This is a genomic window from Telmatocola sphagniphila (assembly GCF_018398935.1).
Classification (GTDB): Bacteria; Planctomycetota; Planctomycetia; order Gemmatales; family Gemmataceae; genus Telmatocola; species Telmatocola sphagniphila.
In genome coordinates this window covers 3,960,565-3,983,954 of sequence record NZ_CP074694.1, presented here as the reverse complement: position 1 = coordinate 3,983,954, position 23,390 = coordinate 3,960,565, and the positions used below count along the sequence as shown (strand labels likewise).

Here is a 23,390-nt window from a genome sequence, read left to right as displayed (position 1 = left end):
CGCAGATAATCACTCACGGTTTCGCATCGAAGCGGCGAAATTCAGAAGATCGTTGTACTTCCAGAATTGAAGAAGGGTTCGCAATGCGCGTCATATTGTCAGTCATGCTGCTCTTAGTCGTGACCGGTCACCCGACACACGCTCAGCCAAAAAAAGAAGACAAGCCTCAAGACAATATTGAAATATTTCTTCGTCGCGAGATGCAGAGGCGTCGGATTCCCGGGCTTCAGGTTGCGGTGGTCCAGCACGGAAAAATCGTACTGCTCGGCGCATACGGAACGGCGAATATCGAACATTCCGTTCCAGTCACCAACAAGACCGTTTTCCCAGTCCATTCCATCACCAAAGCTTTTACGGGCGTGGCAATCATGCAGTTAGTGGAAGCGGGCAAGTTGGATCTTTCGGCGCCAATATCGAAATATCTCGAAGAACTGCCGGAGGCTTGGAAAGCTGTATCGGTCCTGCAATTACTTATTCATACATCCGGCATCCCGGATATTTGGGATGACAAAGCCAAAATGATTGCTGACGACGAGGACGAGGCTTGGACAAAAGTTAAAACTCTACCCATCGAATTCGCGCCTGGGGTGAAATTCAAATATAACCAGACCAATTACATTCTGTTGGGAAAAATTATCGACAAACTCAGCGGTGAACCTTTTATTAGTTTCATCAAGAAGAAGCAGTTCGATGTCGCGTCGATGCCGCTGACGGGATTTGGCGATTCGCGCGATGTCGTCTCTGGAATTTCTGGAAGCTATAGATATTTCCGGATTGTGCGCGGCGTATTTCAACCTCTCGACAAACCGGAACCGCTTTTCCTGGACTGGCCGCCGATGATCCGGACCGCAGTAGGAATCAACACAACTGCGGAAGATTTGGCCAACTGGATAATCGGCTTGCAAAAGGGCCGGTTTTTGAAAAAAGACAGTCTTGAAATACTTTGGAGACCGGGAACGCTCAACGATGGGAAACCGAGTCGATCGGGAGATCTCGTTAATGGTTATGCTCTTGGCTGGCCGATTGTCACTCGGTCCGAACACCGTGCGATCGCATCGACCGGCGGCGGGCGAGCGGCCTTTTTTCTTTATCCAGACGATGATCTCGCCATCGTGGTATTGACCAACTTGATAGGCGCCAATCCCGAATTATTCATAGATGAGCTGGCTGGCCATTACGTTCCCAGCATGCATCCTTCAACAGGGTTTGGCCTTCCACCCGCAATTAAGATTCTTCGCGCCGAATTAGTGGAACGCGGTTTCGACCATGCGCAAGAGATAGCGAAAGAACTAAAGACTAAGGACGCAAAATTTCAACTTGAGGAAGAAGCAGTAAACACCTGGGGATACCAATTGGTGGACTTGGGACAGGCAAAGAACGCGGTCGAGATTTTTAAACTTAACGTGCATTTGTATCCCCAAAGCTGGAATACTTACGATAGCCTGGCGGAAAGCTATGAAGCTGTGGGTGACAAATCGTCGGCGATCAAGAACTTCAAGCGCTCCTTAGAGTTAAACCCAAAGAATGAAAATGCCATCGAACATCTTAAGCAAATGAAAGGAGAGAAAGAGAATCAGTCGTCATTCCCACCTTCTGCACCTTTGCAAACCAAAGGAACAAAAGATGAGATCGTTAAACGACTTGAGCAACGCATTCCTCAATTGATGAAAGAAGGCGAAATACAGGCTCTTCCGTTTTTAGGCGCAACTCTCGGCGAATCAGTCATTTTGGGATAGATTGCAACTTAGAGTAACCATTTCCTGGTTCACGGAAGAGCCGATGACAACGACTACCATTGCCATAGACATGGACGTCCCTGCCGGAGTGAGCGTTGGCGAATACGAACGCATCGACGGGGGCCACGCCTTTCACGTGAGTTGGGAGTTGCCCGACAATCTTTGTTGCGAGACATGCCAGCGAGAGTCTCGGCTTCAATTGGTGGAGAAGAACAAGTTTCTGAGCATCCGCGATCTGGATTTGTGGGGTAAGCCGAGCTTTTTCGTGTACCAGGAGGTGTATCACCGCTGCCCGTCGTGCGGTCACCGTCAATCGCTGTTGCCGCCGTTCAAGCGTCGGGATGTGAAATATACGTTTCGCTTCGAGGAGCAGGTGCTGGTCAGTCTGATCGGGAGCACAGCCGAAGACGTGGCAGTGCGTTTGGGGATCGCCGCGGAAACGGTGGAGCGAATCGTCAAGAACCGGATAGAGGACGCCAAGGCGAAGCAGATCGATCCCCAGCGGAAGATCGAGCGTTTGGGTCTGGATGAGATCAGCCTGCGTAAGGGGCATAAGGGATATGCGACAATATTGACGGACCTGACGAATGGGGAGCGTCCGGAGATTCTGGCTCTGTCCAAGGGTCGTGACGAAGCAGCTGGGCGAGCGTGTTTGGAGCGTTTGTCGGCCCAGCAACGGTCGGCGTGGTAATCCTTGTCGAAAACGGGCCCAGGTACTCATTAAAATCCTTGTCGAAAACGGGCCCACCCCTCAACGTCTTCCTGTAAACTGGTTTCCCCTGGAGGGATCCCAGACTGCAGGAGGCAGAGGATGGTCAAGGTGGACGAATACGCGAGAATACGTCAGGCTCATCGAATAGATAAGATGGGCATCCGTGCACTGGCCCGGACTTTTCATCATTCCCGGCGGAAGATCCGTCAGATTCTCGACGAGCCGGAACCCAAGCCGTACCAGCGACGAGCCATGCCATCGCTGCTCGACTCTTTCACAGCGATTATTGAGGAGATCCTGCGGAGCGATCGAGAAGCTCCCCGCAAGCAGCGTCACACCGCGGCCAAGATTTACCGTCGGCTGCGCGATGAGCATGGCTATCGCGGGAGCTACGATCGCATCCGAGTTTACGTGCAGTCTCAGCATCGAGTCCAACGCGAGACGTTTATTCCCCTTCAATCGGAGCCGGGTCAGCGACTCGAAGCGGATTTCGGCCACATTCACGTCGATTTTCCCGGTGGTCGCCAGTTGGTTCCCGTTCTGGTGACGACCTGGGCTTACTCCAATTGCCCCTTCGTGTTGGCGTTGCCCAGCGAACGGACCGAGGCGATCCTGCATGGTCTGGTCGAAGCTTTCCATTTCTTCGGTGCGACGCCGCGGGAACTCTGGTGGGACAATCCCAAAACGGTGGCCCCGCATCCGTTCGCCGGTCGGGAACGCCAGATCAACGAACGGTACCAGGCCTTGAGCAGTCACTATGCATTTCAGCCGCTGTTCTGCCTGGTCCGTCGACCTCAGGAGAAGCCGCACGTCGAAGGCCGAGTCCGGCACTTGCAGCGGGACTGGGCGACGCCGGTTCCTTCCGTTGGGAATCTGGCCGAGTTGAATGCCCATTTAAGAACCTGCTGCGAACGCGATCGCCAGCGGACGCAGCAAGGGCAAACGCAGACCATCGGCCAACGCTTCGCGAGCGAATTGGAGAAGGCTTTGCTGCTGCCGCCTCGTCCGTTCGATCCCTGCCTCCACGAATCGGGCAAGGTCGACAAGTATCAGATGGTCCGCTACGACAACAATCGCTACAGCGTTCCCCGCTCGGCGGCCTTTCAAACGGTGACGGTGAAGGTCTACGTCGAACGGATCGATGTAGTGCTCGGCGCTCAGACGATCGCTTCCCATCCTCGTTCTTACCAACGTCACGAGCAGATTCTGGATCCCCGCCATTATCTGAGCACGCTGCAGCAGCGGCCGGCCGCCCTCGACCACTCCGATCTGTTTCGCCGCTGGCGCTTACCTCCTCTGTTTGAAGAGCTGCGTAAATCTCTGGAAAAACAGCACGGTGCTAATCGCGGTCGCAAGCAGTACGCTCGGATTCTGCTGTTACTTCAAGATCATCCCATCGAGGATGTTCGATGCGAGATCGAAAAGAAACGCTCCGAAGCGGGCTTCGATCTCGAAGCCATCCTGCACGGCGTACGCGGCACCTGCGGCGATTCTCTAGCGGCTTCGCTCCCCAAGGATCAACAGCCGGAGGCCCTTCGCGACATTCATTTACCCCCGCCCGATCTGAAAAAATTCAACCGCTTCTTATCCCTCGGAGAAACCCCCGATGATCGAGACTCACCGACTGCTGCTCAAAACCAATCTGAAGCAACTTCGCCTGCCGACGATCCAAGCCGAATTCGAAGCCCTGGCCCGCGAGGCGGCTCAGGCCAACGAGAATTACGAACAGTACCTGCTCCGTCTGACCGAACTGGAAGTGACTGCCCGAGCGGCCAACGTCCTCAAAAGTCGGATCAAACAGGCCCACTTCCCCGCCTTGAAGGATTTCGACACCTACGACTTCACCGCCCAGCCTTCCCTGAACAAACCCAAAATCCTGGAACTGACCCGCAACGAATGGATCGACCAGCACTTCAACTGCTGCTTAGTCGGCGATTCCGGAACCGGGAAAACCCACCTCTCGATTGCCTTGGGCCTGGCGGCTTGCCGAGCCGGACGACGCGTCCGCTTCTTTACTGCCGCCGGCTTGGTCAATCATCTGGAAGAAGCTCAGAAGCAGCATCAACTCGACCGCTTTTTGCAGCAGTTGGAGCGAGTCGATTTGTTGATAGTCGACGAGCTGGGGTATTTGACGTTCAGTCGGATGGCGGCGGAATTGCTCTTCCAGGTCTTTGCCGAACGCTACGAACGGAGGAGTTTACTGATCACCAGCAATCTGCCGTTTGGGGACTGGGTGCAGATCTTTCAGGGCGAACGGATGACGGCGGCATTGCTCGATCGGCTCACCCACCGCTGCCACATCTTCGAGATGAACGGCGAAAGTTATCGCTTCCGAGAGTCGATGAAAACCAAGAAGAATGCCAAAGCGAACAAGTAAACGAAGGCAATATGGCAAACCGATTCAATCTGGAGAATTTGGTCGCCCGCGGGAACCCGCGGTAGTTTCAATTACCCGGGGTGGGCCCGTTTTCGGCAAGGAGGTGGGCCCGTTTTGGATAAGGATTACCACGGCGGTGCGTTGGCATCATACGGACATGAGCGCGGCGTATTTGAAGGCTTGCGGCGTGCATTTACCCAACAGCCAGTCGGTGATAGATCGCTTTCACGTCGCCAAGAAATTGGGGGAGGTGGCGGACGATCTGCGAAAAAAAACTATCGAGCCTACAAGCGAAGTTTGAGCGGGGAAGCCCGCAAGAAGCTGCGTTCTCAGATGCACGACTTCCGGCGTCGTCCCGAGGATTTGAAACCGGAGCAGGTCCAGGCCCTCGAGGATTTGTTCGAGAAGGTGCCTTCGTTGGGAACGATCTACCATCTGCGTTGGGAGGCGACCAAGATCTTCGATACGGCCCCGAACCGAGCCGAAGCCTCGCGACTGTTGGAAGATTGGATCGTCCAGGCCCGCGAGACCGAGATGGATTGGGAGCCGTTCATCACGATGCTCAAGAATAACTGGGAGGGGATCTTAGCCTACTTCGAGGAACGCAAAAGCAGCGGCCCGGTGGAAGGTCTGAATACCAAGATTCGGGTAGTGCTACGTCGGAGTTATGGAATTCAGAGTCTAACTACGCTCTGGACGAGAATACTCCTGGACGTGAATTGGGCTGCGAAAAAATTAGGGCCGACCATTGCGGAGATTCGCGGCTTCGTCAACCAGATCCAGAAGTATTTCTCTGAATGCTACACCTAGAAACGGAAGAGCCGGGAAAAAAGGGTTTTTTATGGAAACTGATCGAACGAAATGACTCGAATAAACAATTCGAAGATGAAAAAGGTCCGTATCAACAGTTTTCTGATTAACATTTAGGGATATTTTATTAGTATAACTCCCTCTCAATCTGATGTATTCGTTGTAAAAACATCCAAGCATTTGGAGTAGTAATTTCAATTCGCGAGATTGTTTTCAATCGATTTGATTCTGGAAATAGCCCATCCATACGATGGGCATGGAAACGAAAAGCATCCCTCGTTTGGTCAAGAAAGTTACTAATCGCCCGGAGATGGAGAACCGACGCCGTTTGGGCGTTCAATTGATCCTCGAAGGCCATACTATAAAGCAGGTTTCCGACATGCTCAAGGTTTCGACCCGCAGCGTGGATAATTGGATCTCCTGGTACAAAAATCAAGGGGAAGCCGGACTCAAGGCTCTCAAGCATCCCGGACCGAAATCCAAGCTCCGCCCAGAGCAAATTCAAGAAGTTTGCTCCTGGCTGACCCGTGACGCGACGGAGTTCGGCTTCCGCACTCACCTGTGGACTTCTCGGCGAGTCGTCCAACTCATCAAGGAGATGTTTGATATCGATTATAATGCCAATTACTTTTGCGATTGGTTACGCAAACAAGGTTTCTCCCCGCAAATGCCGGGCAAGAAAGCCGTCCAACGCGAGGAACAGAAAATTGCCGATTGGCCGAAAACCGAGTGGTCCCGAATCTTAAAAAAGGGGATCGCCGGCGGGCGCCTATCGTATTCATCGATGAAACCGGACTGAGACTGGCTCCCCTCTTGCGACGCACCTGGGCTCCCAAAGGCCTGCGACCTTATCTCAAACAAAAAGCCGGTCGCCGTCAGAAAATCTCGATCATCGGAGCTCTAACCTATCTTGCGCAGTTGGCAGTGTCGACAATGCGTTTTTTTCTAGTCTCCGGTTGGTGAACTCCCTTCTTGTCAGATGAGTTATCCTGATGGTTTTTAACCCTCAGGAGTCGGAGTCATGTCGAAGCGTCGTGTACGAGATCCCCAGCGGGAAGCATTTTGGAAGAAGACGATTTTGGATCAGCGATCCAGCAATGAATCCATTCGAGCCTACTGTCAGCGGCATCGCATCAGTGAGGCGGCCTATTATTACTGGCAACGGGAACTGAAGCGTCGGGAGGCCGAAGCGTCCCCTGCATTAGTTTCGATCACAGTAGTTCCCACTGCTTCCGATTCAACAAAGCCGTCCCCGACGATGATCGAAGTTCGCTGCCCATCGGGGCACGTTGTGACTGTTCACAGTGTCGAGGAATCGACCTTTCGAGCCCTCTTCGGAGCCTTGTCCGCCCAGGAGGTCTCATGCTGAACTACACCTCGGTGAAGATTCTTCTGTGCATGACGCCCACCGACATACGGAAGAGCTTCGACGGTCGGATCAAACTCCTCTATGCGATTGAAGATCGGGCTAAAGGCTTGACCGCTCCCGCACGCGCCGAGCGGAGGCGAAACCGATCTTGGAGTCCTTCGGCACCTGGCTGGAAAAACTCCAGAAGCAAGTCCTGCCCAAAAGCCCGATCGGAGAAGCGGTCGGCTATTCATTGAATCAGTGGAAAGCCCTGAATGTATATATCACCGATGGGAGATTGAGCATCGATAACAACGTGGCCGAGCGAGCGATTAAACCTTATGCCATCGGACGACGAAACTGGTTATTCTTCGGCTCCGACAACGGCGGACGAACCCTGTCGATTCTCTCCAGCTTCACCGCCACTTGCCTGATGCACAAAATCAATCCCTGGGAATATCTCCGCGATGTCTTGATCCGACTGCCCATCACACCGAAAGAGCAACTTCCCATGATGCTACCGTAAAGTTGGGCGAAAAACAGTTCTTGAACCGTGAAAGCACACTCACTCGGTTGGAGCTCACCACTTCCTTGGCCGATCGGATACGTTAATTTTGCTAAGTCGCTGTTTTGCCAAAACAGGACGGGTAGGTACAATCAAGAATAGGTTTCGCTAAACAATTGAATTTGTTATATTAGTTTTTGAGTTAAACGATGACAGAAATACTCGCCAATTATCTCGCGTATTGACTGACTCGTAGTTCCTCTCCGATCAAGCTGAGAAACTATCCAAATGGCACGATTCGGTTGCGTTGCACGATGCAATGAAGGAAGGGATGATGGTGGCGGATCTAAATGCAAACTATAGCAGGAGTTCCTGAAAATTATGTTTCTATCCATTGTTGAAATCGAGAATTTTCGTGCGATCAAATCCTTGAGGGTAGATTTAGGTGCAGGGCTAAATGTGGTAGTCGGTAGAAACAATACTGGCAAAACTGCAATCTTAGATGCTATACGTCATGCACTTGGCCCTAGCGCGTCTAGAGGTGAATCTCTTTGGCTTGACCGAGATGACTTTTTCAAGGAATCTGTAGAAGATACTGAATACCGAACGATTTCGATAACTCTAACCTTCGCAGATCTTTCGGCGGAACAACGCTCACATTTTTTCGAAATAGTTGATTTCAATGTAACGAACCTTGCTAATTCCAAAGCGGTTATCAAATTCACGGCTAGCTGGCCAAAAGGGAAAAGGCAGGCCCAGATTCGGAGAACTGGCGGCCCTGTTGCCCCAGACACACAAGATATTTCGACGCGGATTTTAGAGTCCTTGCCTGTCACGTATCTTCCTGCCCTTCGTGATGCGAAAGCATCTCTTACTCCTGGGAGCCGAAGTAGGCTTGCACTGCTGCTACGCGATCTTGCGGAGCGTCGAGGTGGCACAGTCAAAACGGACATTGAGTCGATCTATAGCCAAGCGAACCATGAGCTCGAAAAGCATGATTTAATTAAAGGAACCATTACCTCTCTTCAGTCTACTACGATTGAACTTGCTGGTAGCGACTACTCCCCATCTGCGATTAGGGCAGCAGAAGTTGAATTTGAACGAATACTTCGTTTGCTTCACATCCAAATGGATGGAGCACCAATTGGCGATCTTGAAGCTAACGGGCTAGGCTACAATAATTTGCTCTATATTGCGGTTGTCCTAGAGCATCTTCGAGAGCCAGTGCCCGACGAAAGCCCCCTCCTGCTTATCGAGGAGCCGGAGGCTCATTTGCATCCTCAGCTTACTATGCTGCTCGCTGAGTATTTGTCTAACAAGACACCTGGCTCCAAAACTCCTCAAACCATAGTCACAACTCACTCCCCAACGCTGGCGGCGAGTGTGCAGCCATGCCGAATCTCGGTCCTGTTCGCGGACAAAATGGGATCGCTCCATTGCAACCGAATCGCAAATTCGGGAATGACTCCCACGGAAGAATCAGACCTTCAGCGGATGCTTGATGTTACGCGAGCGACGCTTTATTTTGCAAAAGCCGTAATACTTGTTGAGGGAATTTCAGAAGCACTTCTTCTTCCACCATTGGCCAAACGTCTTGGACGCGATTTGGCGAAACTGCACATTTCTGTAATTCCCATCTGTGGTGTAGCGTTTGGGACATTCAAAAAGCTGTTTGACACCAAAGGTTTTGGAATCCCCGTGGCGATTGTATCAGATTCTGATCCTTCCGTGCCTACGAATGTGAAGTGGGAAGAAGCGGTGCCTGAAATGAAAGATGGGGAATTCGTACCATCGGCGCGCATGGTCAATCTTAGGTTGCTATTTGACAAGCACACTTCGGTTCAAGTCTTCAGTTCGGCACTAACACTCGAATATGATCTAGCTCTAGCGGGCAACAACAACGCTAACGTCATGGCAGATGTTTGGGAATCATGCTTTGAAAAAAAGCCCACAACCTTCAACAAAGATAGGCTGGCTAAAGCAGGCAACGATCTAAAAGACCGCGCGTTAGCAACTTGGCGAGGGATATGTCGTGCCAATCACACAGGAAGCAAAGCCGAATTTGCGCACAAATTGGCTGCCAAGTTAACCATTTCTAGCAAATGCACAGCCTGTACGCTCGAATTCGCAGTGCCGCCGTATCTCAGTAGAGCAATTGACTTCGTTGTTACGGGAATTGATCCACCAAAAGACCATTCTTCAGGAGACTCTACACAATGAGGTTTCCGACCGTTGAGCAGCAGGCAGTTATTGACAACAAAAACGGGTCTCGAATCCGCGTGGTACGCGCATCGCCCGGCAGCGGAAAGACTTGGATGGTGGCCGAACTAATCCTCCGCGAGCTAAACTCTTGGCAAACCCAAACCAGCGGCATTGCAGCTTTGTCATTCACAAAGGTTGGCGGAGAAGAAATTCGAAAGGCGGTCGGTCGCGATCTAAGCCATCCACATTTTGTGGGAACAATCGATTCTTTTCTATTTCGCTATGTGATTCGTCCATTTTTTTGCAAATGTTATCCGATCTTCCGCCACCCTCGGTTGTTACCCGGCGAATGGGGAGCAGAGCATTGGAGCAGCCTTGGCAAAGGCCTGAAGGCGAATGTAGGCAAAGGCATTAACCTCTGTAGCTGCGTCTGGATTGATGAAGACTGTCAAGGCGCAATTGCAGCGAGAAAACCTCACCCAATGCAGCCATTAATCAAATTGACAGGAGACGATCTGAGAATTGTAAAAGAATGTAAAAATAATGTTTGGAAGAAATCTGGCCTTATGACTCATTCAGATGCCGCGTTGTGGGCAAGCAAGCTTTTAGAAGATGAAAAATATAAGGCGTTAATTATCACTGAGATCACACGCCGTTTCCCTTTAATTTTTATTGATGAATTGCAAGACACCGGTTTCTTCTTGAGTAAATGTCTGAAGAGCATTTTAAGCAGCTCATATGTGCGCGGCGTTCTTGTTGGCGACCCTGACCAGTCAATTTTTGAATTTAACGGTGCGCGACCAGATTTGTTTGACCAGTTTGAGATCATCCAGGATGCTGAGGTCTTTCCATTGAGCACGAGTCTTCGTTGCTCAAAATCGGTTGCTAAAGTGGCAAGTCACTTGAAGGAGACAGGAAACATCGTATCTCCCGAAAATAACCCTGTCGGTAGGGCGCTTATGGTGACTTATGATGACATGGTTGTAGATTTCAATCGGCTGTCTGCGGCGGTTAGTAAATCGCATTCAAATTCGGTTATCAAAGCTATCGCAAGACTCAACATGACCGTAAGGGTACTAAAAGGTCACAAATCAGAACAGCCTCGCAAATTGGGTAGCCCACCCTTAAACCACTTCCAACGCGCTGTGATTGCTTTCCGTCAAGGACAAAACTCCTTGGCCCTCGCGGCTTGCCGGGCTTCGCTCGAATTAGCTCTGTTCGAACAGGAAGGAATTACTGATGAGCAGCTATCTAAATATGGTTTGTCGGTATTTGAATGGAGAGAACGATGTGTCCAGTGCCTCCTTGAAGGCGATTCATTAGATGTTAATGATACACTTTTTGGTTGGCAGAGCAAAGCGTGGACAATTATAACCAGGCATATTTCTGCTGTAGCCGCAATCAAAGGATTGGCAGGGAAATCGCATTTAAAGCTGAAGGAATTCTCGAATAATTAATTCTCGGCGTTCATCGCTGGCGCAGGCTTTCAGTCGTTTGACTGCCATCGATTCCTTGCCGCTCGCATTCGCCACTATGCTCAGAGCCAACCTTTTAATCCTGGCGAAATTCTGAGGGCCGTTATCTTTTCGAACCCGGCTGTCGTCGTCGCCGAATGTCACATCCAAGGACCAATGCAAATTATTCTCGATCGTCCAATGTTCCCGGACCGCTTTCGCCAACACCGGAGCGTCCGACGCTCGGCTGCAAATATAGTAGCGGATTTCGCTCGCGCTCTTGTGGTTTTCTCGGCGGTCGGTCACCACCACGACCACCGTCTTCAAGCCTTTCCAATCGTCCTTCATCGATAAGAAATTGACGTCCGAAAACACGAGGCACGAACGGTACTCCACTCGGCCTCGATTCTTCTCCGTCGATTCGCAGAACGTCGTCGGTACATCGGCGAATCCGGACTCCAAATGCTTGAAGTAATGAGCCTTGATCTCGGCCAAGAGAGTCGGTTGATTGTCCTTCACCGCCAACAGGTAATCCGCGTCCCGTTCCCGCACCGCCTCGGCGATTTTTTTGACAGCCCATCGCGTCGATAGTCACGATTTTTCCGGCAATGTCCAGCCGTTTCAGCAATTCCGGGATCGCGGTGATCTCGTTCGATTTATCGTCCACCGCCTCTTGGCCCAGCGTCACGCGGTTGGCCGTCGCAAACGCGCTGACCACGTGCAGGCACTTCTGACCCGGACCGCCTGACGAACGCATCGTCTTGCCGTCGATCGCCACCTGAAGCAGGTCGGTCCCGACGCAGATTTCCGCCATCCATGAAGCGAAGCAGGCCTCGAAAGCATCCGTGTCCAGATAGCGGAAAACTCGGCCGAAAGTGTCATGGCTCGGGATGCCGTTGGGCAAGGGAGATACTTCCGGAACCAGTCGATCTTGGTCACGCCGAAAGCTTCGACGGCCACCCAGTCGTTGGCTCCGGAAACCGCGGCGCAAATGGCTATGAAAATGATTTCCGAAAGCGTGTGTTGTTGGCAACGATCGAGGCGGTGGTCGGGCAAATCCGCGAAGTGGACGAGGAGATCGGTCAACGGAGTTTTCGCCGGCGCGGGAGATAGTTCGGAAAGCTGAAACATCGAGGAACCCCAGGGCGATCTAGCGAGCGATTTCCACATCCTCCACTAAAGAAGAACGATGCGCAATACAATTAATGACATTAGATGTTTTCTTGGAATTTAAGCGCGATTTCCCTGAAAGGATTGGCCACTCCAACGACTGTACCCAAACCCAAAAAGCTAACGTCAGCATCTGAAATTGCGAATGTTACTATTCCATTCAAAAGCCAGCAAATATCTGCCAGATCAATATCAATTGAGACAGTCCATGCAGTCAAAGGAGAAACTCATGATATTTCGATTTTTGTCTGTCCAGACCGAACGAATACAGCTAATTGCCCTTCACAAATTTGGTGGTCTAATAATACGAAGGATCGCGAAGCGAGGAGAATAGCTTATGTCGCTATGACGAGAAGCCGTTCCGATCTCATACTTTTTGTTCCGGTGAAATGCAAGGAGAGTTTCGAGACAAATCGGTCGAATTTTGCCGAATCCTTCCAAACGATGACAACTGACGAAGCAATTTCGTTGTATACCAATAAATGATATAGAGTGACGAATTACAACTCAGCTTCCGGCAGCAGGATATAGTGACCAGTTGCCTCAAGATCGCGTCTGGTCGAACGATAAAAGGCGAATGCATTCAGTTGCAAGGAAGGGAAAGCTTTTTCCTTGTTCAGAGCCTTCCTTTTCCCCTGAAGTGTATCGACGTGTTCGAGTTCCTAGTTGGATATTCAATTGTCATTGGTTGGTCAGAGGTCAAAGGAGTTTTCCCACTTTTCAAGGTAATCGTCGCTCTCCTCACGAAACTGCACGGGCTGCAAGCCGCCGTCGAAGGCGAGCCGGACGAAACCCTCTTTAGGGTCATCGGGCAAGCGTGGGAGCTCAAAGACGCGGTATTCCGTGATCGAATACTTCAGTGCCTTCGGCAGTTTGTTGCGGGCTTTCTCCCAATACTCCCTGTTCCCCTTCTCCTTGATGTTGTCAGTGTTGGAGGCGTGCGCGAAGCCGCTCGGAGGAGCCCATATCTCGTGCAGGGGCCGAATAATCCGGGTGGCTAAGTTATCGAGGTCCTTACCCCCACCCTTCGACGGGATCATTAAGACTGTCACGTTCAGTACAGTTGCGAGAGGAAATAAGTAGTGGTGCTTAGATTTGTAACTTTCGAGCGTTTTTCGAATTGCTTGGTCGAACGCTTCTCCGTCGCCCTTGCGTTGCGCAGGGTAATTCTAGCGTAAATGGTATGGCAAACGACGCGTTCCTGGTCTGGAAAGTAAGTCGATTCAAAATGTTTTCGTGAGACTCTCCTTTACTGAGGGGAGTATTCTGAAAGGCATACAAGCCTCCAGAACAGGTGTGTCTTTCCAAGCGTTGGTGATAGCACTCGTCCACGGCTACTCCTTCGCGACGATCGGCAGGTCAAGGCGCTAATTGTCCGCTACCACTTGTGTGGCCGTTCTGAGAAACCTGGAGTATGGCTGCGAGCGGAGCCGTTCCGCGACTTCCTCGCCGGAGTCCGCCTCGTCAAAAGAATCAATTGGGACGACTTCGAGGACGAGGATTTGATTCGGGGACATGCATGGAAAACAGACTACTTGGGGAGCGGTCCGTTTCAGGACAACGAAGACTTCCAGCAACTGGCCGAGTTCGAAGACGACAAGGATTCATTCATAAGGCTGCTGAACAACGACGCTTTTGAGTACATGCGACAGATGAAGCGAATGGATGCCCACCAGAGCTATCTGCAACCTTCGCGTGCTTCCGTAACAGATCGATGTAGTTCTTGGGCAAACTGTAGATCTCAGGTGGGTCTTTCGCGGTAGTGAAGAAGTCCAACTGAAGGAAAACGTTTTTTCGGAAAGCCGTTTGGCCTAACATTTTGAGCCATTTGAGGATAGCGCTTCGAAATGCCTCCGCATCTGCTGGCTTAATGTTTTTGCTCTGCGGCTGCTGTTCGAGCATAACAATGACGCGGCGCATACGGCGCTTCCCCAAGGCCGAGGCCTGACCCCGCCTGGTCACGATGTACTTACCACGTTCCACATCGCCTCCTTGATAGCGAGACAAGATAATGCTCGTTCATTATGTTACCAGAGGTTTCGGGAGAAGAAGGGGTTCGAGACGTTGCAATTTGACACAGACCTCGCATTACTCCCCGACGCATTTTTGCTGACGGATTTGAGAAGCTGGTAACGCAGACTAATCAGAGTACTATGTCCCATACCGACTGATAGGAAAATACAAAGATCGTATTCGATTTTATCGCAGAGTGACGGTTTTTTGGCATTTTGGCCTTAATTGCAAAGAAAAGTACTCGTCATAAGTCATAATCAAGTAACAACTTACATCGATTCGTACTTGGGGATGCAAAAAGGCTTTGCATTAAGAATTAGTATACTAAGGGCAGCGTGACTTTCTTGGGGGAAATCATGGTTGCCGCAGTTCCGCAAAAGTTCAAGCCATCCGATTTGATTGGCCAATGCGAACTCATCACTTCTTCCGAATTGCTCAAACGAATGGCTGAGCGTGGGATGGGGAGAGATGCCGCTAAAAAGTCTATCAGTCGAGCATCTACTCGCGACCCGAAGCTCTGGAGATCTGGACACTTGCAACTCCCCCATGGGGAACGACTTTTTGCGAGATCTTCATTCGTAGGTACACCGGGCTTTTGCCGTCAAGCCGCAGAGTGTCTACGTGAATTAAGACCAGGACTTGCACGTTGTCTGGAGGCACTGGAACGTTATACTGTCCTTCACCGAACGCATGCGCATCGACTCGTGGCCGCAACGGTCTCGACCAATCCCCATTCACCCTCTTTCGATGAAGAAGTTACAGCTTTAGCAGAATTGGGGGTGAAGGTAGGAGGGAAAGGCACGGAATTCGAATACCTTGTTACAGAGAATTCTTGGGAAAGCCAAAGTAGTTATGACGAGCTAGCGATTAGATCACTGCTAACACTCCGGAAGGAGAGCCTTCTTGCGCGTATATTAACAATCCGGCTTAAGCGGCAAAGCTTAGTTTCATGGAACGGCAACGAGTTGCCCTCGCAATCGAAAGGATATGTCGATTACAGTGGTCAAATCTTCACCGCATACGGCTTTAGCTGGCTTGCTCCGCTTGTACGTGTCAACGAAGCAAAAAAACGAATTCCCTGCCCTGTATTGATTGACGTTTATGCGGATCGATGCTCATTGTCCGCCGTTCAATCATTTCTAACTCGAGCAAACAATGCGACCAACTGGGGGAGAAGGCGACAGCCATATCTAGGTATCATTGGTGCTCGTCAATTCGATAAGAATGCTTGGGACGAAGCAAAAAATAAGGGGTTGGTTACAGTTAATTTCACCCAAATGTTCGGTGACGAAGCTCTGAATGCAATGGTTATGGTCGAACAAATTCTCGGTGATTTAAGAGTTAGTGGCCAACAGAAATCTCTTGAAAATGAATTCAAGCAGTTCCTAGGCGCATTGGAAAATCTAAAGTCGAATCCTGTTGTGATGGATCTCTGCTCCATAGGATTCGAAGTTCTCGCAGGGCTTGTATTACGTTCAGAAGGTTGGGAAGGCATCGTACTTGGCCAAGATGTACCCTTTCGGGAAGAGCGTAAGCGGGATGTTGATGTCTTTGGAAAAAAGGGAGATGATCTTATTATGGTAGAATGCAAGGCCTACCACGAGCATAAAGAGTTGAGTCCTTCCGAAGTGACCAAGTTCTTCGTTGAGACCGTACCCTCTTGTCGCAAATGGTGGACGAAGAAAGAAAACAAAGCTATCGGCAGATGCTACGCAGAGATTTGGACTAGCGGTGCTATAGGGGAAGACGCAAAAGCAAAATTAAAAGAACTTGCTCTTAAGGACAATATTCAAGCAGATATTCTCGGTCCAGATGAGATCCTTGCTCGAATTCCCAGCGATATGCGTAAACGTTCAAATGCATTACTCTCAGTAATCGCCAAGGGCGGTCAAGAATGGGGTGATCTTGAGGTGAACCAATAATTGCAGGAATACTGCGGGGATTAATCCAATTTATTGAGATTTATTTATTCATCCGAGGAAATCCGATGCCATTTTTCAAGACGTTAAACCGTGATGGTTCTTCTGGCTTCGGCGTCAATAATGCCTTTGTTGGCAAGTTGCCGATCAATGATCTACCCGGCGATTGGGCTGAAGTCGAGGGCGATCTCTCAATAAACGTCAATGCGAAGAATTCGGATAAAGGCATTTTTCTCTGCCTAGATATGTGTGAAATGGTTCAGTGGCTTGGAGACGCTCTATTCGAGGTGGAGTTCGATGCAAATGCTCCTTTTCTGCAACGGGATGGATACACGGTTGCAAAGAGGGTACGACTCGTGCGGCAACTTTATGCCGGTACCTGGACAGATGATACTGCTCGGCGATTTGCATTGGATTGTGCAGCACACGTATTGGACATCATCCCTCCGGGCCAACAAAAGGACGTAATAATGGCAACGATCGCTACGGCGCGAGAATTTACAGATGCCGCTCAGAACGACGACGCGCAGAATGAGTCGGAAGCCGCTTGCAGTCGAGCGGAAGAAGCATCTTTGACATTAGGACTGGCATCCGTAGTTGCGGGTAGGGCAGCAAAGTCAGCGGCCGAAGCTTCAAGAGGCCATGTCACCGGTGCTTCGGCGGCACGCGAGGCTGCGAAATTTGCCCGTCATGCCAAAGGTGAGCTAATGAAAGAGGAGCTAGATTGGCAAGTAACTCGTTTTCAAGCGATTGTCACGCCTCCAGAATAGTTTCATTTCTGTGCATTTGTAAAATTGTTAATAGGTCCAATTACCAACCCGAAACTGTCTTACTTATTAGCTGGAACGGCAGTTTGGCCTGGATGCCGAATCTCCAAAAGTGAAACCCAAGCGGCAGCAAATCGTAATCGTAACTGTTCGCGCCGCTGCTTTTATCATCTCAGTGGTGCGCGCGTAAGGTTCCGTCCTTCATTGGACGTGTCGGAGGCCGAATGAGCCCGCTATGGCGCGAGTAGAAGGAGGGATGCAATTGCGGAAAGTAGAGAGCCGATCCGGGAAATACTTCAAAAAACGGTGCTAATCTGGGATGCAACCGGGGGGGGTGTAATTTTCGCGAGACGCGCCTATCCGCTAACGAAAAATTGTGCATTTTTGCTTTGACTTGGCTGCTTTATTCAGCCCGTATCGAAAATCGCTGAGACACGCACACAGTCTATTGTGCAGCGATTTTATCAGTGCTATAATGTGCTTATGTCAATGCCTCCAACACCTTGCTTTCAAGACTTCAGACGACGAATGCAGTCGATGGCCAGAAATTGAGGCAATGAACGTGTCGCTATGGTCATGCAATACGCTTCGGAACTAATCTTCAAGATGGGGCCATCAATTTCTGAGTAAGTTGTGCGCTGTTTCGATGGCGTGGAAACAACACGGGAATTGTTAAACAGTTGGGTGCGATGGGTATTCAAGTGATTTGAATACTTAACGATACCCTGGTCTCAGGAAAAATGAGCGGACTCATGCTTACCGGCTACCAATTCTATAAAATCAAAATAACTGGCTATTACTTTCTTACACTCACTCCTTTCGACTTGACGACAAAAGAGTTTCCATTTGTAGCTCGAGTAGAGATCAGTTCGCCTAATGAAAAACAAATTCTCGTCAAAGTCTGTTTCAAGCAAGTCGCATCCGTTGAAGATGCGGATAGCATTGGTCGATTGATCGCGACACAAGTCGCTAATCGACTCGCGTTTGAATTCAAGATAGCTGCAGAGAATGCTGTGAAAGGTGATAGTAGCTTCGAAGTCCAAGTCGCTGGAGAAACTGTCCATAGATCCTTCTCTAATACAATCCATTTCTCAGGTAGTGGATGCTTTACGCACACGATAAATGTTGCTGACGTGCCGCGATTAAAAATCGCCATTGGAGCATCCGATCCGAAGAAAGACACTTACTATGCGCAATTCCGATGGATTATCTGCCAAGAAGATCCTGTAGCAAGATTCATGCATCTGTACAAAATACTCCTTTCACTGGAGGGTGGATCGAAATACACGCAGAAGTATGTGGATGACTTCATTATTGGGCAAGAACCGGGAGTTCAACAAATCTTCAATTCTCATCTCAATCGGAACGAGACGATCTACACCCGACTTCGGAATGAAGTCGGACATGAGATTGCAGGCACAAACCCGGCAACTACTCGGCAAGGCATGGAACAGTATTTGGACAAACTCGCCGATCATGTAAAAGCGGCCATCGCCAATATCTGTTAGATGCGGGACGATATCATACCCGGCCGTTGCGGCACTCTGACTCACGATTACACGCGTCATGGCACCACTCTGTTCGCGGCCCTGAACGTGGCCAAGGGAGTAGTAATTGGCGAATGCATGCCGCGACATCGACACCAGGAATGGATCAAGTTTCTCAAACGGATCAAGGCCGCCACCGATCCGGCCTTGGACTTGCATTTGATCGTGGACAACTACGCGACGCATAAGCATCCCAAAGTTCAGCGTTGGCTCGCCCGACATCCTCGATTCCACATGCATTTCATCCCCACGAGCAGTTCCTGGATGAACCTGGTGGAACGCTGGTTTCACGACTTAACGGACAAACGACTGCGTCGAGGGATATTTCGAAGTGTGCCGCAGTTGTTCGAGGCAATTGAAGGCTACATCGATCATCACAACAACACGGGAAAAGGATTCCAATGGACTGCCAAAGCCGAGGCTATTCTGGAGAAAGTCCGCCGGGCGAGGGCTACCTTGGATAAAACATCTTCTGTGTGAGACGATACACTAGTGCCAGAGCCTCATTTATATTGTTATTTAAATTTACCAGGTGAGTTTAATGGCAGAAGCTTTAATATTAAAAATTCAGAGGGATTATTTAATTTCTGTAATCAAAACAATTCAAGAAGAATTTATTGATACTATTCCGGCATTAGAATTCGGCAGAATTATTAAATGCAATTCTGAAATAGAATACAAATGCTTTGTTTCAACTGATCGAATAGTAGGAATATCATTTCAGCCAACAGTCGATACCACAAGCATTCTCTTATTAAGAATTGGAATATCATATCCAATATTAAATTGTTGGAGATTTCCACTTTATCTACTTAATATAAAATCAAATCAATATTATAATCTATTAATAACACGCCAAATCGCAAAAAAATTACTCTTGTTAAATGGTGTCAACTACTTCAGCGGGGGGTGGATTCTTGGAAGAAGTGAAACAAATAAAGACGTGATTGACTAAAAACCCCTAACAAAACCCCCCAAATAGTGTTGCATTTGCGCTTTCGAAATCTGTCTGGGGAATCATGTATGCTCGCTTGGCGGTGTTCGAGGCCGGTGCGAAAACGGGCTTCACGCCCTCAGTGTCGAATAACAACCTCTTGACCCGCTTCGATGATTACGAAAAAGGGGGCAAGATTGCCATTCCGAGTCAAACGCTATACAACTATTAAAGCTACCCAAGGAACTACGAAAACCCGTGATTTCCCCGGAAAAATGCGTCAAAACGACGCCGCTGCAAGGCGGCCCCAACGAGGTCGAAACTACATTCGAATCCTAGTCGGGTAAACTGCCATACCTCAATGTGGGCAGTTCCAAGTTTTTCAGATTCCATTCCAGGCTTTATTTTTTGACCGCTGTGAGATTGTCGATCATCAACAATTGCAGATTAGAGCGCGTTATGTCTCCTGGACCTGAGTGATCGACGAATTTAAACCGCTACTACACACTATTATGGACTTGTTGGTGGGAATAGTTTGGTACTGAGATTTTCAGCTGCTACCGGGTCGATCTCCTGTGCCGCTTCTAGTGCTTTGCGGGCATCCTCGGAGCGGCCGAGTTTCTGGTAAGCTCTGGCTTGGCCGAGATAAGGTTGTAAATGTTGGGGTCCCTTGCCGACAAAGCCTTCCGGCAACTGCGCGGAGTGAGCTTTAAGAGCTGCTTCCCAGTCGCCGAGTTGCTCTAACGTCCACGCTCGACCTGCCAGTGCCGCCTGCTGACGTGGAGACAAATTAAGTACAGCGTCAAAATCCTGCAGTGCTCCTTGAGCCTCGCCTGATTCAAGCCGTAACATCCCGCGAACTACGAGGGCTCGAGACTGCCTTTGATCTTTCATCAAAACTTTATCCACTACATCTCTTGCAGCTTTAAAGTGCTTACTTCCCAGCAGAGCTACTCCGTGGCAAGCCTGAATCTCCAAGTTGTTAGGATTAAGTTTCGCTTCTTCTTCCATATATTTCAACGCCCACTTCGCGATAGAGGGCAGGCCGGATGTGACTCCATTTCGCTGAACGATTTCCTTTTCCATGGCATCCGTCGCAACTTGCAATGACTCGTCTTCGCGACCAAGCCTCTCCAAGCAGATCGATTCGAACCACCGAACTTGCGGATCAGCGCGTACCGACTCTGGCGCTTTTTCGATTCCGCGCAGTGCCCCTTCAAGGAGGTCCTGAGCCAGCCGAGGCGGCTTCGCTCTTTTTGTGTCATTCGATTCGATGATCAGGGTTTCCGCGCGGCCGATATAAGCTGGAACGTAATCGGGACGTAGTGCAATGCAGGAGTTGAATGCTTGCTCTGCCGCCGAGAAATTCTTAGCTTCCCTAAGGCAACGGCCGAGCCAGTAGTGAGAAAGATAGTGGCTTGGGTCCATCGCAACTGCGTTTCTAAGTTGTCGTTCCGCTGTGACTAATGGGGTGGTGAAATCAAGTCCGCTTAATTTTTTAAAATCGCCGAGTCGGGACATCAAGATGTCAACCATGGATCCCCGGCCTAGAAGAGGCAAAATTTTGCTGAAGGTTTGCCCGGATTCTAGATAACCTCGTGAGAACTCAAGAAATACATGAGTTACGCCCAGGAAATAGAGGTCGGTAGCGTTGTCGCCGACGAGCGGTAATTTTAATGCATTCGGAGGTTCTCCCAATTGGAGCCGACAGAAGAGTTCGAGGCCATCAGCCGCCGGAGACACCCGCTCTCCAGATTTACGCCGCGTATCGGACCGAACGAACGCTTGGATGCGGCCGAGTATCTCGATAGTATTGCGATAATCGATCTTGCTCGCTTCCTTTGCACCTGTCAATTCCTTCATAACGGCGCGTTTGGTTCGCCACATTGCCAGGAGGCCGAGTGAAGAACAAGTTTCTTCTCGTAGACGGTGACGCTGGTTCTCCTGAAGTTCACTATCTGGCAAATGATTCCACCACTCGGCGGGCCCATTCAGGACACCCAAGTTCTTTAGGCCCGCTTCGCAGGCCGCAACCACGGTGTCGTCTCCTGGTTGATATGAAATATCATCAGTGACTAAAGCCAACCGTTCAGCTCGTTCCCAATAACGGTAAAATCCAGCTAAGTGCCCAGCCTCGCGATGCAAACGTTCTAACTGCGAGCGCATGCCCGGATCTTCAATCGAATTTATATCGACCAACCCTTTACGGAAGGCCTGTTCAGCAGCGGAAAAGCGATCTGACTTCAGTTCAGCGATACCGCGGGCTAGCTCATATTGGGCGGAACGAAGAATCGCTTCTCGCTTTTCGGTTCGAGCTTGCGTTTCCTTACGTTCCGATTCGTAGGCCAAGCGATTGCGATCAATTTGAAAATTGAGTTCCTGTTCGCGCCGCTCTTGCTCCGCTTGCCAATGCAGGTAAAGACCCACAACGATACCCAAGGTGGAGAGTACGACCGCCACACTGCCGGTAGCGACGAGAAGACGATTCCGGCGCGACCACCTGGCAAACCTTTCGTGCAATCGTTCCCTGTAAACCGAGACTGGCTCTCCCGCTAGACATCGCTCTACATCGTCCGCGAGTGCTTTTGCCGTCGGATAGCGATCCTCTCGCCGCTTGGTCATCGCCTTCAGGCAGATTTCTTCCAATGGACGTGCAACGTTCGCCGCTGCTATCGAAGGACGTACTGGTTCGCTCTCCAGTATGAATTGCAGGATATTTCCATCTACACAACGATGAGGTAGTTGGCCCGTCAAAATGTGGTAAAGAATAGCTCCGAGTGCATAGACGTCGCTTTGAGCATCTACTTCATCCGTTCGGCCTGCCGCCTGTTCGGGAGACATGTAAGCAGGTGTTCCGAGTACTACACCGCGCGCGGTCAATTCGACGGATGAGATCTTTGCTTCGGAATAATGCGAATCGTCTGGTCCAACTTCGCTTAGTTCTTTTGCCAAGCCCCAATCGAGTATTAGTGTCTCGCCATATTCTCCGAGTACAATATTCGCCGGCTTTAAGTCACGATGAATTACGCCTTTCTCATGGGCGAATGCCATAGTTCGAGTGACCGCGAGGAAGGCTTCGATCAACCGTCGGCGGGCGACGGCCTGTTCGCTAGGGGGTCGTTTCGAGGCATGGAATTCATAAATTGCGTCAGCCAGACTTTTACCTCGAACAAGCTTCATCGTGTAAAATGGCTCGCCCGACGAAGGCGTCACTAGTTCGTGAACCGGAACAACACCGGGGTGCTCAAGCCGAGCGGCAACGCGTGCTTCAGCCAGGAATCGCATCCGAATTTCTGAGTTGTTCTTTCCCGATCCTAATCGAGATGTTTTTAAAGCCACTAAGCGCTCGAGTCGGCCTTCGACAGCCTCGTAGACAACTCCCATACCCCCTTTGCCCAAGACCCTGAGGACTTCATACCCGTCGACTACTGGCGGTTTATCTTCACCTTGGACATTATCATTTGTCGCGTCGGTTTCCAATTTGTCTACAACAGTTGCGAACTCGGGAAATCGCTCGCGGAACTCGTTGGTTGAAGGTCGATCCCCATAATTCTTTCGTATATCGAATTCTTGCCTGAGCAGACGAGAGACGATATTGAAAGAATTCAATTCAGGGAATCGCGACAGGTAATTCTCGACACGAGAGGGTTGTGGACCTGCTCTTGACTTTTGAAATGCCTTCCAAGCAAGTTCGAGTTCGATACTGACGAGTTCTTCAAGCGTCGCCAATCGTCGAGGATCATCAGGCCGTGGGATGAAATCTTCGATCAGGCGGGGCGAGCCAGTTGCCCAAGATGCTTCGAACTCGCGACGTGCGGATTCATCGATCGATTCGAGTAAGGAAGCAGAATTCACAGGAGAGGGATTCATGTTCGCACACAGTCCCCAACATTTGA

General features: G+C 50.1%; 20 protein-coding genes and 5 pseudogenes. 20 read left to right on the top strand and 5 right to left on the bottom strand.

The window, feature by feature from the left end:
• Positions 1-83 precede the first annotated feature (83 nt).
• The 13 genes and pseudogenes from KIH39_RS15870 to KIH39_RS15810 all read left to right on the top strand — a co-directional run bounded on the left by KIH39_RS15870 (position 84) and on the right by KIH39_RS15810 (position 11,147).
• On the top strand, positions 84-1,736 hold the full coding sequence (locus tag KIH39_RS15870) for a serine hydrolase (RefSeq protein WP_213494205.1): 1,653 nt from the start codon (positions 84-86) through the stop codon (positions 1,734-1,736).
• 43 nt (positions 1,737-1,779) lie between these two features.
• Positions 1,780-2,427, top strand: coding sequence for a transposase (locus tag KIH39_RS15865; RefSeq protein WP_213494204.1), 648 nt, complete (start codon positions 1,780-1,782; stop codon positions 2,425-2,427).
• Between the two features lie 120 nt (positions 2,428-2,547).
• A pseudogene (istA, locus tag KIH39_RS27190) lies at positions 2,548-3,600 on the top strand (IS21 family transposase); the annotation flags it as partial.
• Between the two features lie 454 nt (positions 3,601-4,054).
• Positions 4,055-4,825 (top strand): IS21-like element helper ATPase IstB, encoded by a 771-nt coding sequence (istB, locus tag KIH39_RS15850; RefSeq protein ID WP_213494202.1) that lies wholly within the window; start codon positions 4,055-4,057, stop codon positions 4,823-4,825.
• Positions 4,806-5,126 carry a transposase gene (locus KIH39_RS15845; RefSeq protein WP_213494201.1) on the top strand — a complete coding sequence of 107 codons (321 nt, stop codon included), beginning with the start codon at positions 4,806-4,808 and terminating at the stop codon, positions 5,124-5,126. Before istB ends, KIH39_RS15845 begins: the two co-directional genes overlap by 20 nt.
• Positions 5,123-5,635, top strand: coding sequence for a transposase (locus KIH39_RS15840; RefSeq protein WP_213494200.1), 513 nt, complete (start codon positions 5,123-5,125; stop codon positions 5,633-5,635). Before KIH39_RS15845 ends, KIH39_RS15840 begins: the two co-directional genes overlap by 4 nt.
• A 256-nt stretch (positions 5,636-5,891) precedes the next feature.
• Positions 5,892-6,434 (top strand): helix-turn-helix domain-containing protein, encoded by a 543-nt coding sequence (locus KIH39_RS15835; protein WP_213494199.1) that lies wholly within the window; start codon positions 5,892-5,894, stop codon positions 6,432-6,434.
• Positions 6,365-6,598 (top strand): transposase, encoded by a 234-nt coding sequence (locus KIH39_RS27185; RefSeq protein WP_213494198.1) that lies wholly within the window; start codon positions 6,365-6,367, stop codon positions 6,596-6,598. The genes KIH39_RS15835 and KIH39_RS27185 overlap by 70 nt, the downstream gene beginning before the upstream one ends.
• Before the next feature lie 58 nt (positions 6,599-6,656).
• Positions 6,657-7,004: an IS66 family insertion sequence element accessory protein TnpA gene (gene tnpA, locus KIH39_RS15825; RefSeq protein ID WP_213494197.1), complete on the top strand. Its 348-nt coding sequence runs from the start codon at positions 6,657-6,659 to the stop codon at positions 7,002-7,004.
• Between the two features lie 124 nt (positions 7,005-7,128).
• Positions 7,129-7,365: pseudogene (locus tag KIH39_RS26875) on the top strand (IS66 family transposase); the annotation flags it as partial.
• A gap of 15 nt (positions 7,366-7,380) precedes the next feature.
• Positions 7,381-7,509 carry a transposase domain-containing protein gene (locus KIH39_RS26870; protein WP_261353365.1) on the top strand — a complete coding sequence of 43 codons (129 nt, stop codon included), beginning with the start codon at positions 7,381-7,383 and terminating at the stop codon, positions 7,507-7,509.
• Between the two features lie 360 nt (positions 7,510-7,869).
• Positions 7,870-9,708, top strand: coding sequence for an ATP-dependent nuclease (locus tag KIH39_RS15815; protein ID WP_213494195.1), 1,839 nt, complete (start codon positions 7,870-7,872; stop codon positions 9,706-9,708).
• On the top strand, positions 9,705-11,147 hold the full coding sequence (locus KIH39_RS15810) for a UvrD-helicase domain-containing protein (protein ID WP_213494194.1): 1,443 nt from the start codon (positions 9,705-9,707) through the stop codon (positions 11,145-11,147). The genes KIH39_RS15815 and KIH39_RS15810 overlap by 4 nt, the downstream gene beginning before the upstream one ends.
• Here the strand turns inward: KIH39_RS15810 and KIH39_RS15800 are convergent.
• Together KIH39_RS15800 and KIH39_RS27180 are read right to left on the bottom strand one after the other, a co-directional pair.
• Positions 11,118-12,135: pseudogene (locus KIH39_RS15800) on the bottom strand (ISAs1 family transposase). The gene KIH39_RS15810 and the pseudogene KIH39_RS15800 sit on opposite strands and share 30 nt — an antisense overlap.
• Positions 12,099-12,275 (bottom strand): annotated as a pseudogene (locus KIH39_RS27180) (transposase family protein); the annotation flags it as partial. The pseudogenes KIH39_RS15800 and KIH39_RS27180, both read right to left, overlap by 37 nt.
• Positions 12,276-12,359: 84 nt before the next feature.
• Here KIH39_RS27180 and KIH39_RS27175 point away from each other — a divergent pair.
• Complete coding sequence (locus KIH39_RS27175; protein ID WP_213494191.1) at positions 12,360-12,800, top strand: 3'-5' exonuclease; 441 nt, start codon at positions 12,360-12,362, stop codon at positions 12,798-12,800.
• A 206-nt stretch (positions 12,801-13,006) separates the two neighbouring features.
• Here KIH39_RS27175 and KIH39_RS15790 read toward each other — a convergent pair whose 3' ends face one another.
• Both KIH39_RS15790 and KIH39_RS15785 read right to left on the bottom strand, forming a co-directional pair.
• Positions 13,007-13,354 (bottom strand): hypothetical protein, encoded by a 348-nt coding sequence (locus KIH39_RS15790; RefSeq protein WP_213494190.1) that lies wholly within the window; start codon positions 13,352-13,354, stop codon positions 13,007-13,009.
• Between the two features lie 568 nt (positions 13,355-13,922).
• Complete coding sequence (locus tag KIH39_RS15785; protein WP_213494189.1) at positions 13,923-14,234, bottom strand: hypothetical protein; 312 nt, start codon at positions 14,232-14,234, stop codon at positions 13,923-13,925.
• Between the two features lie 449 nt (positions 14,235-14,683).
• Between KIH39_RS15785 and KIH39_RS15780 the strand changes: the two genes are divergently transcribed.
• From KIH39_RS15780 to KIH39_RS15755, 6 genes and pseudogenes are all read left to right on the top strand, one after another.
• Complete coding sequence (locus tag KIH39_RS15780; protein ID WP_213494188.1) at positions 14,684-16,249, top strand: PDDEXK family nuclease; 1,566 nt, start codon at positions 14,684-14,686, stop codon at positions 16,247-16,249.
• A gap of 65 nt (positions 16,250-16,314) precedes the next feature.
• A complete protein-coding gene (locus KIH39_RS15775) occupies positions 16,315-17,016 on the top strand; it encodes a hypothetical protein (protein WP_213494187.1) in 702 nt (233 codons plus the stop codon).
• 737 nt (positions 17,017-17,753) lie between these two features.
• Positions 17,754-18,521, top strand: coding sequence for a hypothetical protein (locus tag KIH39_RS15770; protein WP_213494186.1), 768 nt, complete (start codon positions 17,754-17,756; stop codon positions 18,519-18,521).
• Positions 18,522-18,542: 21 nt separating this feature from the next.
• A pseudogene (locus KIH39_RS15765) lies at positions 18,543-19,040 on the top strand (IS630 family transposase); the annotation flags it as partial.
• Positions 19,041-19,101: 61 nt separating this feature from the next.
• A complete protein-coding gene (locus tag KIH39_RS15760; RefSeq protein WP_213494184.1) occupies positions 19,102-19,515 on the top strand; it encodes a hypothetical protein in 414 nt (137 codons plus the stop codon).
• 64 nt (positions 19,516-19,579) lie between these two features.
• Complete coding sequence (locus KIH39_RS15755) at positions 19,580-19,726, top strand: hypothetical protein (RefSeq protein ID WP_213494183.1); 147 nt, start codon at positions 19,580-19,582, stop codon at positions 19,724-19,726.
• Between the two features lie 278 nt (positions 19,727-20,004).
• Here the strand turns inward: KIH39_RS15755 and KIH39_RS15750 are convergent, their stop codons facing one another.
• The gene (locus tag KIH39_RS15750) at positions 20,005-23,364 is read right to left on the bottom strand and encodes a serine/threonine-protein kinase (RefSeq protein WP_213494182.1); all 3,360 of its coding nucleotides are present in this window, start codon (positions 23,362-23,364) and stop codon (positions 20,005-20,007) included.
• Between the last annotated feature and the right edge of the window lie 26 nt (positions 23,365-23,390).

What these genes read in the sequence shown, in the direction of transcription:
- KIH39_RS15870 (WP_213494205.1), top strand. Translation starts at nt 84, where the DNA reads ATGCGCGTCATATTGTCAGTCATGCTGCTCTTAGTCGTGACCGGTCAC.
- KIH39_RS15865 (WP_213494204.1), top strand. Translation starts at nt 1,780, where the DNA reads ATGACAACGACTACCATTGCCATAGACATGGACGTCCCTGCCGGAGTG.
- istB (WP_213494202.1), top strand. Translation starts at nt 4,055, where the DNA reads ATGATCGAGACTCACCGACTGCTGCTCAAAACCAATCTGAAGCAACTT.
- KIH39_RS15845 (WP_213494201.1), top strand. Translation starts at nt 4,806, where the DNA reads ATGCCAAAGCGAACAAGTAAACGAAGGCAATATGGCAAACCGATTCAA.
- KIH39_RS15835 (WP_213494199.1), top strand. Translation starts at nt 5,892, where the DNA reads ATGGAAACGAAAAGCATCCCTCGTTTGGTCAAGAAAGTTACTAATCGC.
- tnpA (WP_213494197.1), top strand. Translation starts at nt 6,657, where the DNA reads ATGTCGAAGCGTCGTGTACGAGATCCCCAGCGGGAAGCATTTTGGAAG.
- KIH39_RS15815 (WP_213494195.1), top strand. Translation starts at nt 7,870, where the DNA reads ATGTTTCTATCCATTGTTGAAATCGAGAATTTTCGTGCGATCAAATCC.
- KIH39_RS15810 (WP_213494194.1), top strand. Translation starts at nt 9,705, where the DNA reads ATGAGGTTTCCGACCGTTGAGCAGCAGGCAGTTATTGACAACAAAAAC.
- KIH39_RS27175 (WP_213494191.1), top strand. Translation starts at nt 12,360, where the DNA reads ATGTTTTCTTGGAATTTAAGCGCGATTTCCCTGAAAGGATTGGCCACT.
- KIH39_RS15790 (WP_213494190.1), bottom strand. Translation starts at nt 13,354, where the DNA reads ATGATCCCGTCGAAGGGTGGGGGTAAGGACCTCGATAACTTAGCCACC.
- KIH39_RS15785 (WP_213494189.1), bottom strand. Translation starts at nt 14,234, where the DNA reads ATGCGCCGCGTCATTGTTATGCTCGAACAGCAGCCGCAGAGCAAAAAC.
- KIH39_RS15780 (WP_213494188.1), top strand. Translation starts at nt 14,684, where the DNA reads ATGGTTGCCGCAGTTCCGCAAAAGTTCAAGCCATCCGATTTGATTGGC.
- KIH39_RS15775 (WP_213494187.1), top strand. Translation starts at nt 16,315, where the DNA reads ATGCCATTTTTCAAGACGTTAAACCGTGATGGTTCTTCTGGCTTCGGC.
- KIH39_RS15770 (WP_213494186.1), top strand. Translation starts at nt 17,754, where the DNA reads ATGAGCGGACTCATGCTTACCGGCTACCAATTCTATAAAATCAAAATA.
- KIH39_RS15760 (WP_213494184.1), top strand. Translation starts at nt 19,102, where the DNA reads ATGGCAGAAGCTTTAATATTAAAAATTCAGAGGGATTATTTAATTTCT.
- KIH39_RS15755 (WP_213494183.1), top strand. Translation starts at nt 19,580, where the DNA reads ATGTATGCTCGCTTGGCGGTGTTCGAGGCCGGTGCGAAAACGGGCTTC.
- KIH39_RS15750 (WP_213494182.1), bottom strand. Translation starts at nt 23,364, where the DNA reads ATGAATCCCTCTCCTGTGAATTCTGCTTCCTTACTCGAATCGATCGAT.